Origin of the sequence: Porphyrobacter sp. ULC335 (genome assembly GCF_025917005.1) — a bacterium.
In the GTDB taxonomy this organism is placed as follows: domain Bacteria; phylum Pseudomonadota; class Alphaproteobacteria; order Sphingomonadales; family Sphingomonadaceae; genus Erythrobacter.
The window spans coordinates 53829-66116 of record NZ_CP078091.1; the positions used below are offsets into that span (position 1 = coordinate 53829).

Genomic DNA, 12288 nt, shown 5'->3' on the forward strand with positions numbered 1-12288 from the left:
CTTGGGCTTTTCTCGGCCTGGACGGGAGGTTGCTGGGCCCCGTGGCGAGGGAGATAATCGGGGCGGCGGGGCCGTGCAAGCACGCAGTTCTGGCCGCTCTACTTCCCCTGCGCTTCACTGCGCACGGCGATGAGCCTGGCAGCGGCCTGCGCCATAAGACCGTTTTTGTGGCCGACGCCGGGGACGAAATCGATCTGCCAGCCAAAGGGCGTCCCCAGACGCTCGGCCAGCGCGCGCCCTTCGGCGTGGAAGCTCTGCCCGCGCGCAAAGCGGTGCGGTCCTTGCCGGTTTGCCTCTTCCGTGGTGCGCAGATCGGGATCGGCCATATCGGTGTCTGCCGTGCCGAGCAGCACGGTGAGCGGCTTTGCCAAGGCGGCGGCAAGTATCTCGCCGGTGATCGGCGCGCCCTTGGTGCCATAGGGAAAGGCAAGCGCCGGGTCGGGCATGGTGTACCATCCGGCGTTGGCGGTAATCGCCTGCTCGATCCGCGCTTCGGGCATGAACATCACGAAGCGGTGGACGAATTGCGCGCCGGCCGAATGGCCGTAGATCGTGTAGCGCTCGGCAGCGGTGCCGAAGCGGCGGCGGACGTCGTCGAACAGGGGCTCGATCGCGGCAAAGGACCACAGGCTGCGCGGGCGCGGGGTGCCGTCGGCATTGGTGAAGAAACCGGTGTTGTAGCCCCCCGATCCGGGAAAGTCGGCATTGCTGAACTCGGGCACGATCACGATGAAGCGCTGTTCCCGCGCCAGCTCCGACCATTCGTCGCGGTAGCGATCGGCATCGCGGTTCACGCCGTGCATCACCACCACCACCGGCGTTTCGGGCGTGACCTCCTCGGGCAGCTGATACCACACCGGCAGCGGCGGCCCTTCCCAGCCCGAGAAGACGAAGCGCCCACGACCCGTTTCCGCCACAGGCCCGGCAGCGGTTGTGGCCACCGGCACAGCCAGCCCGGCGAGGAGGATCATCGCCATCATAGTGCGGAGCAACCGCGCAAAGGAGGCAGCGTGCTTCATTCCATATCCAATCCGGCTGGCCTTACCGCGTTCATCGGAAGTGCGAAGGCTTGAGATCATACTTCGTCAGCTTGTCATAGATGGTCTTGCGCGGCGTTTGCAGCATCGCCTGCAGCGTGGCGATATCGCCGCGGCACTGGCGCAGCGCGTCTTCGAGCACGGTACGTTCGAAATCGGCAACGATCTGCTGCAACGGACGCTGCCCGGCCAGCGATGTGCCGGGCGTGTCGATATCCGACAGACCCAGCACGAAAGCACGCGCATAGCCGCTCAGTTCATGCAGGTTGCCCGGCCAGTCATGCGACTGGATATGCCGCCACTGCGCTTCGCCGATGGAGGGTGCGGGCAGGCCGGTTTCTCGCGCGTGGGCGGCGACGAACAGGCGGAAGATCTCGGGCACATCCTCGCGCCGCTCGGCCAGCGGGGGAAAGGCGATCTGCACAGCGCCCAGCCGGTGCCACAGCGGATCGCGGTCATTTTCGCGGGATTGCTCGCCCGCGCTTGCGATGATGATGCGGATATTGAGCCGCCGCGCCTGCGATGCGCTAATCGGCCACACCTCGCGCTTCTCCATCAGTGACGCCAGCCGCGCGGTCAGCACGCTGCTGGCCGCGGCAATCTCGTCAAGGAACAGCGTCCCGCCATTGGCGCGTTCGATCAGGCCGGTGCGCGACAGGCCCCCGCCCGCCGGCCCCGCCCCCGGATCGCGCCCGAACAGCAGCAGTTCGGCATCCTCGTGGGCCAGCACCCCGGCATCGGCGACCACGAAGGGCCGGCTGCGGCGGGGGCTCAGGTCATGGATCAGCCGCGCGCCGTGGCTCTTGCCGGTTCCGGCCGGGCCGGTCAGCACCACGTCGATTTCCGAACGCGCGACCCCCTCGATCACCGACCGCAGCCGCTGCGCCGCTGCCGAGGAGCCCGGAACCGCCAGACCGACGCTGCGCCCGGCTTCCTCACGCAGTCGCCGGTTTTCCAGCGCCAGCGCGCGCCGTTCGCTCGCGCTGCGCACCGCGCGGATCAGATCGGCAGAGGCATAGGGCTTGGTCAGGAAGTCGGCCGCACCGTTCTTCATCGCCGCCACCGCCATGGCGATATCGCCGTGGCCGGTGGTGAGGATGACCGGCAGATCGGGATCAATCTCCCGCAGCCGCGCGAAGAAGGCGATCCCGTCAATCCCGGGCATCCGCACGTCGCTAACCACCACACCGGGGAAGTCGGCATCAAGCGCGGCGAGCGCGGCGCGGGCATCGGGGAAAGCCACCACCTCGGCCCCTTCAAGCGCGAGGGTCTGCATCGTAGCATCGCGCAGCGGCGGATCATCCTCGACCAGCGCAACCCGAAGCGGCAGAGCGGCGGCGGTCATGCGGCGGGTATCTCCATGATGAAGCACGCGCCGGTGGCGCTGGGGGCGTGGATCAGATCGCCGCCCAGCTGGCGCATGATGTCGCGCGCGATGGCAAGGCCCAGCCCGATCCCGTCGCTCCTGGCAGTGACGAAGGGCTGGAACAGCGTGTCGCGGACCTCGGGACTGACCCCCGGCCCGTCATCGGTGACGCTAAGGCTGACGGTCTGCGCGCTGGTGGTGATCGCCAGCACGATCCGGCCACCCGGCGCGCAGGCATGCACCGCATTCTGCAGCAGGTTGACCAGCACCTGTTCCAGCTGGACATGCCGCGCGCGGACAGTGGTCGCGGCAAGGTCTGCGGCGGGGCGTTCCAGCGTCAGCTCCTTGTGCCGGATCTGGTCGCGCAGCAGCAGCAGCGAACCATCGATGACGTCCGCCAGCCGGATATCACGCGGCTCCTCGGCAGAGCGGCGGCTGAAGTTGAGCTGTTCGGCCGTGATCTCGCCGATCCGCCCGGCCAGCTGGGCAATCTTGCCGAAATTCTCCGCCGCCTCGGCCTGCCGGTCAGCGGCCAGCAAGCGCTCGCCATTCTCGGCATAGACGCGCATCGCGGCGAGCGGCTGACGGATCTCGTGCCCCAGCCCGGCGGTGACCTGCCCCAGTGTCGCGAGCCGGTTGGCCTGCTGAAGCTGTTCGCGCAAGGTGGCAGTCTGGGCCGCGATCTCGGCAGCGGCGCGGGCTTGGCGCTGGCGCCGCCACACATAGCCCCCCGCGCCCGCCAGCCCCAGCAGCGCAAGCACGATCACGCCCGCCAGCCGGCCATTGGCCAGCGCGACCGACAGGCGCGGCGCGGGATCGGCGAGCAGGTGCAGCTCCCACCCCGTCGGCGCAATCGGCTGGATCTTCTCGATCATCCGCACCGGCGATCCGGCATCCCCGCCGGGCAGGGCAAAAGGCTTCAGCTCGGCCGCGCCAAACCGCATCGCATTGCGCGCCGGATTGCGGGTTCCGGCATCTTCCGTCGCCCGGAACCGCCATGCCGGATCGCTGGCAAGCAGCACGATCCCGTCGCTGTCGGTGACAAACACGCCATCCTCGGCATCGCGCCACTTGGTCTCGAGGCTGTCGAATTCGACCTTCACCGCCACCACCCCGCGCGGCGCGCTGGCGGGGCCGACCCGCTCGGCAAGATAAAGCCCCGGGCGGCGGCTGACCGTGCCCAGCGCAAACTCGCTCGCAGTGCCATCCTTCAGCGCACCGCTGAAATAACCGCGGAAGCGATAATTGGAGCCCACGAAGCTGTCCGGCCGGTCCCAGTTGCTCGCGGCCAAGGTCATCCCGCGCGCATCCATCAGATAGATCGCGGCCGCATTGGTCTGACCGGCCAGCGCGGCAAGGCGGCGGTTCAGCACCGCGCTGCCGCCCGGTTCTCCGCCCAGCAGCGCGGCGACCTCGGGATCGACAGCCAGTACGCGCGGCACCAGACTGAACTTGTTGAGCTCGCTCTCCAGCCCGGCGGCAAGAATGGCTGCCTGACTGGTCGCTGCGGCACGGGTCTCGGCGAGCGCATTGACCCGCACAGCGCGATCAAGGACGAGCATGGCCAGTGCGGCCAGCAGGGCAAGGGCCACCAGTCCGATCGCCACCAGATAGCGGCGCCCCAGCGTGACCTGCCTTGCCATGCGAACGCCCCCTTCCCTGACACTGCTTGTGCGTTTTTCCGCACAGGACGCAACATATTTGTGCGGAATTCCGCACAAAGCGACACCAGTGCTGCCGTAACATTCTGATTTCGAGCAACTCCCGCCCTCCACAAGCAGCGCTTGCGGTTGGGCGAGCGAGGCTCGATTGTCCCGCGCGGAGAGATAAAGCAGGGGAGGACACGGCTAGCCCATGGGTTCGCACGCAGCCACGATACAGGACGCGAATGGCGTGCCTGCGCGCAAGCCGTTCTATCGCCAGCTTTACGTGCAGGTGCTGACCGCCATCGCCTTAGGCGCGTTGGTCGGCCACCTGTTCCCCGAATTCGGCGCCGCGCTGAAGCCGCTGGGCGATGGCTTTATCAAGCTGGTGAAGATGATCATCGCGCCGGTGATCTTCGTGACCGTTGCCACCGGCATTGCCGGGATGCGCGACATGAAGGCGGTCGGCTCGGTCGCGGGCAAGGCCTTCGCCTATTTCCTGACCTTCTCGACACTGGCGCTGATCATCGGGCTGGTGGTCGGCAACGTGGTGCGCCCGGGCGAAGGGCTGAACATTGATCCGGCCACGCTCGATACCGCCGCTGTCGCCGATTATGCCGACAAGGCCGAAGCGACGAGCATCACCGGATTCCTGCTGGGCATTATCCCCGACACCCTGTTCAGCGCAGTGACCGACGGGCAGATCCTGCAGGTTCTGCTGGTGGCGATCCTGGCCGGCGTGGCCATCGCCATGACCCGTCCGGCGAGTGATCTGGTGATGGATGTGCTCGCATCATTCGGCGAGGTCGTCTTCAAGCTGGTGCACATGCTGATGAAGCTTGCGCCCATCGGAGCCTTCGGGGCGATGGCCTTCACCATCGGCGAATTCGGGATCGGCAGCCTTGCCAATCTCGCGGCGCTGGTGGCGACGTTCTACGTCACCTCGCTGTTGTTCGTGCTGGTGGTTCTGGGGCTGGTCGGCTGGTTTAACGGCTTTTCGATCTTCGCGCTGATCCGCTTCCTGCGCGAAGAACTGCTGCTGGTGCTGGGCACATCCTCATCCGAAGCCGCCTTGCCGAGCCTGATGGAGAAGATGGAGATCGCCGGGTGCCGCAAAGCGGTGGTCGGGCTGGTCGTGCCGACCGGCTATTCCTTCAATCTCGATGGCACCAATATCTACATGACGCTGGCCACGCTGTTCATCGCGCAGGCGGTGGGGGTGGAACTGAGCCTCGGCGAGCAGCTGACGCTGGTGCTGGTGGCAATGATCAGCTCCAAGGGAGCAGCAGGCGTGACGGGATCGGGTTTCGTGATCCTTGCCGCCACGCTCTCTGTGGTGCCGGGCGTGCCGGTGGCGGGCATGGCGCTGATCCTCGGCATCGACCGCTTCATGAGCGAATGCCGCGCGCTGACCAATTTCGTCGGCAATGCGGTGGCGACGATCGTGGTCGCACGCTGGGAAGGCGCGCTCGACCGCGAACGGCTGACAGCGGCGCTGGCGGGATCGCCGATGCCGCTTCCCGAGGAGGATATCGAGCGCCACGAGCGCAGCGGGCCGGTGAGCGAAAAGATCGCCGACATACTGGAGAAGACGCCGTGATCCGCCGCGCGATCATTGCGCTGGCCGCCGCGCTGGCGCTGCTGGCCCCGGCGCTGCCGCTGGCGGCAGAAACGCCCGCGCCGCTCGAGGAAATCCGTCTGTGGCCGGGCACCCCGCCGGGCAATGGCAAGGTCACCGGCGAGGAGAAGATCGGCGGCGAAGGCAGCGGTCTGGGCGCGATCTCGAACATCGCGACGCCGCGGATGCGCGTCTATCGCCCGGCCGTGCCGAACGGCGCTGCCGTGCTGGTGGCGGGCGGTGGCGGTTACTTCCGCATCCAGCTCAAGAAGGAAAGCACCCCCGCCGCCGAGTGGCTGCGCGGTCAGGGCTTCACCGTGTTCGAGCTGCTCTACCGTCTGCCCAATGATGGCTGGGATTCCAGCGCGCCCTTCATGGATGCGCAGCGGGCCATGAAGATCATCCGCACCCGCGCGGGCGAATTCGGCATCGATCCGCAGCGGATCGGGATCATGGGCTTTTCGGCAGGCGGACATCTGGCGGGCTTCACCGCCTACCAGCCCGCCCGCGCGCTTTATGAAGGGCGCGACCGTTTCGAGCATGTCTCGGCCCGGCCCGATTTTGCGGTGCTGCTGTTTCCGGTCGTCACCCTGCGCAAGCCCTACGACACCACCCGCACCCGCCGCGAGATCGTGGGTGACAAGGCGACGCCCGAGGCCGAGGCGGCGTGGTCGCTCGATACCTATGCGAGCAAGGACGCACCGCCGACCATCATCTTTGCCGCCGCCGACGATCCGACCACGCCGCCGGGGCACGGCATCCTTCTGTTCCAGACCCTCATTGCCGCCGGGGCGAGCGCGGAACTGCACCTGTTCCGCGACGGCGGGCACGGATGGGGGCTGGGTCAGCCGGAACAGGTCATCAGCCAATGGCCGGGGCTTTTCGCCCACTGGGCGCAATCACTCAAAATTACTGAAAAACGGGGAGAATAACCATGTCGAGGAAGTTCCTGAGCAGGCTTGTCCTGCTGTGCGGCAGCAGCCTGATCGCCGCCACCGCCGCCCACGCGCAAGAGGCCGATCCTGCCGCGCCCGCGCCCGAAGACGATGTCTCGCGCGAGATTATCGTCACCGGCACCCAGATCCAGGGCGCCAAGATCAATGATGTCCTGCCCGTCACCGTGCTCGACGAGGTCGACATCGCCAACGTCGCGGCAACCTCGGGCGACGAGCTGTTCCGCTCGATCCCGCAGGCGGGCGGGGTCGCCTTCAACGAACAGAACGACACCACCGTCAACAACGCGCGCGGCGATGCCGCCTCGATCAACCTGCGCGATCTTGGCACCGGCAACACGCTGCTGCTCATCAACGGCCGCCGCATGGTGCTGAACCCCGGCTTCCAGACCGAACTGCTGGTCCCCGTGGTCAGCCCCGACACCAACGAAATCGCACCGGGTTCCGTGCGCCGGATCGAAGTGCTGCGCGACGGTGCTTCGGCGATCTACGGCGCGGATGCTGTGGCGGGCGTGGTCAACACCGTGCTGCGCGGCAACCGCAAGGGCGGCTTCATCGAAGGCGAGTTCCGCACCTCGGAAGGTACCAGCCTCGACACCACCTCGGTCGCGGGCGGCTACGGCTTCGATTTTGCCGGGGGCAAGGCCAACTTCACCGTCTATGGCGGCTATTTCCACGAAACCGGCATGCCCTCGTCCGAGCGCGATTATGCCGCCGATGATGACCGCCGTTCGCTGGTGGTGGGCACGCCGTTCGAAGGCGACACCCAGTTCAACAACCGCAACACCTTTGGCCCGTTCGGGCAGTTCGACATTCAGGCGCCCACCAACCGGACGCCGCTGGCGGATGACGACTTTTACTACCAGCCCTCCACCCAGACCGGCTGCCGCATCAACCTGCCGAACGGGCTGTGCATGCGCCCCGGCATCACGCCCGATGTGCCGGTGCGTTACAACACCAATTTCGGCACCACGCTGATCAGCGAAAAGACCCGCATCAACACCATGGCGCTGCTGAATTACGAGTTCAGCAACAGCCTCGAAGCCTATTTCGAGGGCAGCTATTACCGCTCGGAAAGCGAACGCAACATCACCCCGGCCGCGATCCTCAGCGCAGTGCCGGTGGGGATCAGCCGCAATGCCTACTGGAACCCGTTCGGTCCGGTGACCTTCCCCGGCGGCGCGACCAACCCCAACCGCATCGACGGCACCTCCATCCCCACCACCGGCGCGGACGTGATCATGGAGCGGTACCGCTTCGTCGATGCGGGCAACCGCACGGTTTCGGTCGACAAGGATTCCTATCGCCTCGTCGCCGGTTTGAAGGGCAATTTCGGATCGTGGGACTTCGACACCGGCTTCGTCTATTCCGAAGCCCGGACCACCGATCTTGAAGGCAACCGCGTCTCGCTCACGCTGCTCCAGCAGGCGATCAACCGGTCGACGCCGGACGCCTACAACCCCTTCAACGGCGGCTGCGTGACCGGCGATCCGGGTAATGGCGATTGCACCCCCAACCCCGCCAGTTCGATCGATCCGTTCCGCATCAGCGTGTTCCGCAAGGGCGGCACCAGCCTTGCACTGGCCGATTTCAAGGTCAGCAATTCCCGCTTGCTCACTCTGCCCGGCGGCGATGTCGGGATCGCGGCGGGGATCGAATGGCGGCGCGAGACCTTCTTCGACGATCGCGACCCGCGGCTTGATGGCACCATCACCTGGACCGATAGCGTCATCCCCGGCGTGACCTTCGGCAGCGACGTGGTCGGCACCAGCCCCTCGCCCGATACCCGCGGCACGCGCGATGTGTGGTCGGCCTTTGCCGAAACCTTCGTGCCGCTGGTCAGCGAGGATATGGACATTCCGCTGGTCGAGGCACTGAACCTCCAGCTTGCTGGCCGCATGGAGCATTTCCGCGACATCGACCAGACCGCCATCGTCCCGCGCGTCGCCGTGTCATGGACCACCATTCCCGGCGTGACCTTCCGCGGGGCGTGGTCGCAGGGCTTCCGCGCGCCGAACCTCGTGCAGGTCAATGACGAAGGCACCACCCGTTCCAACACCCGCGATGACTTCGTGATCTGTCAGGCGCAGGTCGCCAAGGGGCAGCTCGCCAATCTCGGCGTATGTCCGGGTGAAGGGGTGATCAGCTTCCGTTCGGGCACCGATCAGCTCGAGCCGGAAGACAGCGAGAGCATCAACCTGGGCATCGTGCTCGAACCCAGCTTCATCCCCGGCCTGACCCTGACGGCGGACTACTGGCGGGTGAAGCAGACCGGCCTGGTTGGCACTTTCGGCGATGACAACGCCATCGCGCTCGATCTGCTGCGGCGTCTTGACGGCGGTAGCAACCCCGCGGTGATCCGCGACACGCCTTCGGCAGAGCAGATCGCACTGTTTGCGGGCACCGGCCTTGCCCCGGCGGGCGAGATCCTGCTGGTCAACGATCCCTATCTCAACCTCGACAGCCGCGTATCGAAGGGCTGGGACTTCGGACTGTTCTACGACGTGCCCGATTTCGGCGCGGGTGACTTCCGCCTGCGCTTCAACGCGGCGCGACTGGTCGGCTTCGTGCAGTCGGCAGGCGCTGACGGTCAGGAACTGCTCGACGGGATCGCCGCTGGCGTGCTGCCGGCGGAAGTCACCGTGGGCGGGCTCGGCCAGCTGCTTGAAGTCGAAGGGCGGCCCAAGTGGCGCTTCAGCAGCTCGGTCAACTGGGGCAGCGGCCCGGTCGATGTGTCGCTGTTCGCGCAATATGTCGGGCAGGTGTGGGACACCAGCGTCAGCCGCGACGTGCCGTTCACCTCGGATGATCCCAACATCAACTTCTTCCGCGTGGACGATTTCCTGACCTTCAACCTCGCGGTGGCCTACACCTTCGAAGACGGCGCGCTGGACGGCACCCGCATCCGGCTTGGCGTCAACAACCTGTTCGACAAGGACCCGCCGCTCGCAGACGAAGAACTCGGCTTCTTCAGCGCGCTGCATTCGGCCCGTGGACGGGTGTTCCGGGTTGAACTGCGCAAGAACTTCTGAGAGGCCTGCCGCCCATGGGCATCGTGAAGCGATACGTATGGGCCGGTCTCGCCCTGCTGGCGGGGGCGTGTGCTTCGGCACCGCCGCCGCCAGCAGGGATCGCAGCGCGGACGGGGACAGCGCCGATCGCGGCGTGCCGCACCGCCGCGGTCACCATCGCCTTCGACTTCGCAGGTGCGCCGCCGCTCGCTTGCGCCGTCACAGGCGCGCGCGACTTTACCCTGCTGGTCAGCCCCGAGCATGCGCCGCCGATCAATCCCAGCCCGTGGTATGCCTTCCGCTACACAGCGGCGGGCGGTGATCCGGTACGGGTGACGCTGCGCTATATCGAAGGGGCGCATCGCTATGCCCCCAAGCTGAGCGCGGACGGCGCCACATGGCGCGAACTGCCCGCCACGGTGAATGCCGAAGGGGAAAGCGCAAGCTTCGATCTGCCGCCGGGTGAAGGGCTGGTCGCGGCGCAAGAACTGATCACGCCGATCAACAACGAAACGAACCTTGAGGCATGGAGCGCGCTGGGCGGCGCGCCGGTGTTCACGATTGGCACTTCGCATGATGGCCGCGCGATCCACGCGATCCGGCTGGGCCGCGCCGATGCGCCCAGGCTGGTGGTACTGCTTGGCCGCCAGCATCCGCCCGAAGTGACCGGCGCCATCGCGATGGAAGCCTTCGTCGATGCGCTGGCAGAACGTGCCGACACGCTGGGCGATGTGCAGGTGCTGGTGGTGCCGATGCTCAACCCCGACGGTGTGGCGCGCGGCCACTGGCGCGCCAATCGCGGCGCGGTGGATCTCAACCGCGATTGGGGCGAATTCACCCAGCCCGAAACGCGGGCCGTAAAGGCGTGGCTGGATGCCTTGCCCGCAGGCGTGCGTCCGGTCCTGATGGTCGACTTCCACTCGACGGGGCGCAACCTGTTCTATGTGCAGGGTGACGAAGCGAGCCCGGCGCAGGCGCGCTTCCTTGCCGCATGGCTGGGCGGGCGTGAAGCGGCCTTTGCCGGCTATCCCTTCACCATCGAACCGCGCAACGCCAATCCCGGAAGCGGCACGGCCAAGAACTGGTTCCACGCCACCTATGCGATCCCGGCCTATACCTACGAGGTCGGCGACGTGGCGGACCGGGACGCTGCGCGCAAGGCGGCGCGGGAGCTGGCTGTCGGGCTGCTTCCGGCCCTCGCCAGTCTGGAAGAGTGAAGCGGGGCCGGACGCCCCCTTTTCCTTGACTTCTCGCCCCCCCGCGCCTACCTCGCGCGCTTCCCGATCCCTCGCGATTCTGAAAAAAGGCCGCCCATGGCACGCGTTACCGTTGAAGATTGCGTCGACAAGATTCCGAACCGGTTCGACCTGGTGTTGCTCGCTGCACAGCGTGCGCGCGAGATTTCGGGCGGAAGCGAGCTGACCATTGACCGCGATCGTGACAAGAACCCGGTCGTGGCGCTGCGCGAAATCGCCGAAGAGACTGTGACGCCTGGCGGTCTGCATGAATCGCTGGTCACGGGCTTGCAGAAGATTCTCCCCGATGACGAGGACGAGGCCGACGAAATCGGCTCGCTCAGCCAGTCGGCCGAAGCGCTGCGCATCACCGCCTCGGCACCGGCGCGCACTTCCTCGCTTGGCAGCGATTACGACGGGTAAGCATTGCAAGCGGAAGCTTATGCTTTCGCTTCAATGCTTTGGGTGATTTTCATGGGTCATCCAGGGTGGGTTTGGCCCCCTCTAGACCCCTGTTAGACCCCCTCAAGACCCCACTTTGACCCCCGTTTGACCGGTTCTTGACCGGCTTTGCCCGCGGCTTGCCATCCTCCGGATGAACGTTAACCCGTTTCACAGCGGCAAAGTCGCGGCAGCATGGGGGCAGCGCAGACGCATGGCATCGATTGCGGTTTACAGCGTCAAGGGCGGGGTCGGCAAAACCACGCTGGCGGTCAATCTGGCATGGTGCTCGGCCAGCATCTCGCGCCGCAAGACCCTGTTGTGGGACCTCGATGCGTCAAGCGGATCGGGCTTCCTGCTGGGGGTGGACCCCCGGAAGAAACGCAGCGCAGACAGTATCTTCGCCGAAGGGAGCGATCCCGCCAAGCTGATCGTGCCAACCGCCTATGCCGGGCTCGACCTGCTGCCCGCTGACGAAAGCATCCGGTCGCTGGACCGCGAACTGGACCGGCTCGGCAAGAAGAAGCGGATCGCCAAACTGACGGCGGAACTGGCCAAGGAATATGACCGGATCATCTTCGATTGTCCGCCTGTTCTCAACACCTTAAGCGCCCAGATCATCCGCGCCGCCGATGTCGTGATTGTCCCCCTGCCGCCCTCCCCCCTGTCCGCCCGCGCGCTGGACGTGGTGGTCGAGGAGGTCCGCGGTCAGGGCAAGGGCCATCCGCCGATCCTCCCTGTCCTGTCGATGATCGACCTGCGCCGCACCCTCCACCGCGAGGCGCGTGAGGCGAACCCGAAATGGCCCGTGATCCCGCTGGCCAGCGCAGTCGAGCAATGCGCGGTGGAGCGCAAGCCGGTAGGCGCCTTCGCCCCGCGCTCTCCGGCAGCGCGCGCCATCACCCAACTCTGGACCGCGATCGAACGGAAGCTGGCGCAGAAATAGCCGCTTTCGCAGGTGCGGAAACTCGGCTTATAACCACC

At 66.5% G+C, this 12288-nt stretch carries 9 protein-coding genes; 6 read left to right on the plus strand and 3 right to left on the minus strand.

Translation table 11 applies throughout. The features are described from left to right. Window positions 1-98: 98 nt before the first annotated feature. From KVF90_RS00270 to KVF90_RS00280, 3 genes are read right to left on the minus strand one after another with little or no spacing between them, the layout of a single operon-like run. Window positions 99-1019, minus strand: a complete 921-nt coding sequence (locus KVF90_RS00270; RefSeq protein WP_264392849.1) for a hypothetical protein — start codon at window positions 1017-1019, stop codon at window positions 99-101. A 31-nt stretch (window positions 1020-1050) separates the two neighbouring features. Continuing rightward, window positions 1051-2382, minus strand: coding sequence for a sigma-54-dependent transcriptional regulator (locus tag KVF90_RS00275; RefSeq protein ID WP_264392850.1), 1332 nt, complete (start codon window positions 2380-2382; stop codon window positions 1051-1053). Further along, window positions 2379-4046, minus strand: a complete 1668-nt coding sequence (locus KVF90_RS00280) for an ATP-binding protein (RefSeq protein WP_264392851.1) — start codon at window positions 4044-4046, stop codon at window positions 2379-2381. Before KVF90_RS00280 ends, KVF90_RS00275 begins: the two co-directional genes overlap by 4 nt. Window positions 4047-4257: 211 nt before the next feature. On the opposite strand from KVF90_RS00280, the gene KVF90_RS00285 reads away from it, so the two are divergent. The 6 genes from KVF90_RS00285 (at window position 4258) to KVF90_RS00310 (ending at window position 12250) form a co-directional block, all read left to right on the plus strand. After that, window positions 4258-5646 (plus strand): dicarboxylate/amino acid:cation symporter, encoded by a 1389-nt coding sequence (locus KVF90_RS00285; protein WP_264392852.1) that lies wholly within the window; start codon window positions 4258-4260, stop codon window positions 5644-5646. After that, window positions 5643-6596: an alpha/beta hydrolase gene (locus tag KVF90_RS00290; RefSeq protein ID WP_264392853.1), complete on the plus strand. Its 954-nt coding sequence runs from the start codon at window positions 5643-5645 to the stop codon at window positions 6594-6596. Before KVF90_RS00285 ends, KVF90_RS00290 begins: the two co-directional genes overlap by 4 nt. Before the next feature lie 2 nt (window positions 6597-6598). Then, complete coding sequence (locus KVF90_RS00295) at window positions 6599-9649, plus strand: TonB-dependent receptor domain-containing protein (protein WP_264392854.1); 3051 nt, start codon at window positions 6599-6601, stop codon at window positions 9647-9649. Between the two features lie 14 nt (window positions 9650-9663). Beyond that, entirely contained in the window at window positions 9664-10845 is a 1182-nt protein-coding gene (locus tag KVF90_RS00300; protein WP_264392855.1) for a M14 family metallopeptidase, read from the plus strand. Window positions 10846-10941: 96 nt separating this feature from the next. Next, window positions 10942-11286: a DNA-directed RNA polymerase subunit omega gene (gene rpoZ, locus KVF90_RS00305; protein ID WP_264392856.1), complete on the plus strand. Its 345-nt coding sequence runs from the start codon at window positions 10942-10944 to the stop codon at window positions 11284-11286. A gap of 232 nt (window positions 11287-11518) precedes the next feature. Beyond that, window positions 11519-12250, plus strand: coding sequence for a ParA family protein (locus KVF90_RS00310; protein ID WP_264392857.1), 732 nt, complete (start codon window positions 11519-11521; stop codon window positions 12248-12250). Window positions 12251-12288 lie beyond the last annotated feature (38 nt).

Coding starts and splice junctions, on each gene's coding strand:
- KVF90_RS00270 (WP_264392849.1), bottom strand. CDS start 1,019: ATGAAGCACGCTGCCTCCTTTGCGCGGTTGCTCCGCACTATGATGGCG.
- KVF90_RS00275 (WP_264392850.1), bottom strand. CDS start 2,382: ATGACCGCCGCCGCTCTGCCGCTTCGGGTTGCGCTGGTCGAGGATGAT.
- KVF90_RS00280 (WP_264392851.1), bottom strand. CDS start 4,046: ATGGCAAGGCAGGTCACGCTGGGGCGCCGCTATCTGGTGGCGATCGGA.
- KVF90_RS00285 (WP_264392852.1), top strand. CDS start 4,258: ATGGGTTCGCACGCAGCCACGATACAGGACGCGAATGGCGTGCCTGCG.
- KVF90_RS00295 (WP_264392854.1), top strand. CDS start 6,599: ATGTCGAGGAAGTTCCTGAGCAGGCTTGTCCTGCTGTGCGGCAGCAGC.
- KVF90_RS00300 (WP_264392855.1), top strand. CDS start 9,664: ATGGGCATCGTGAAGCGATACGTATGGGCCGGTCTCGCCCTGCTGGCG.
- rpoZ (WP_264392856.1), top strand. CDS start 10,942: ATGGCACGCGTTACCGTTGAAGATTGCGTCGACAAGATTCCGAACCGG.
- KVF90_RS00310 (WP_264392857.1), top strand. CDS start 11,519: ATGGCATCGATTGCGGTTTACAGCGTCAAGGGCGGGGTCGGCAAAACC.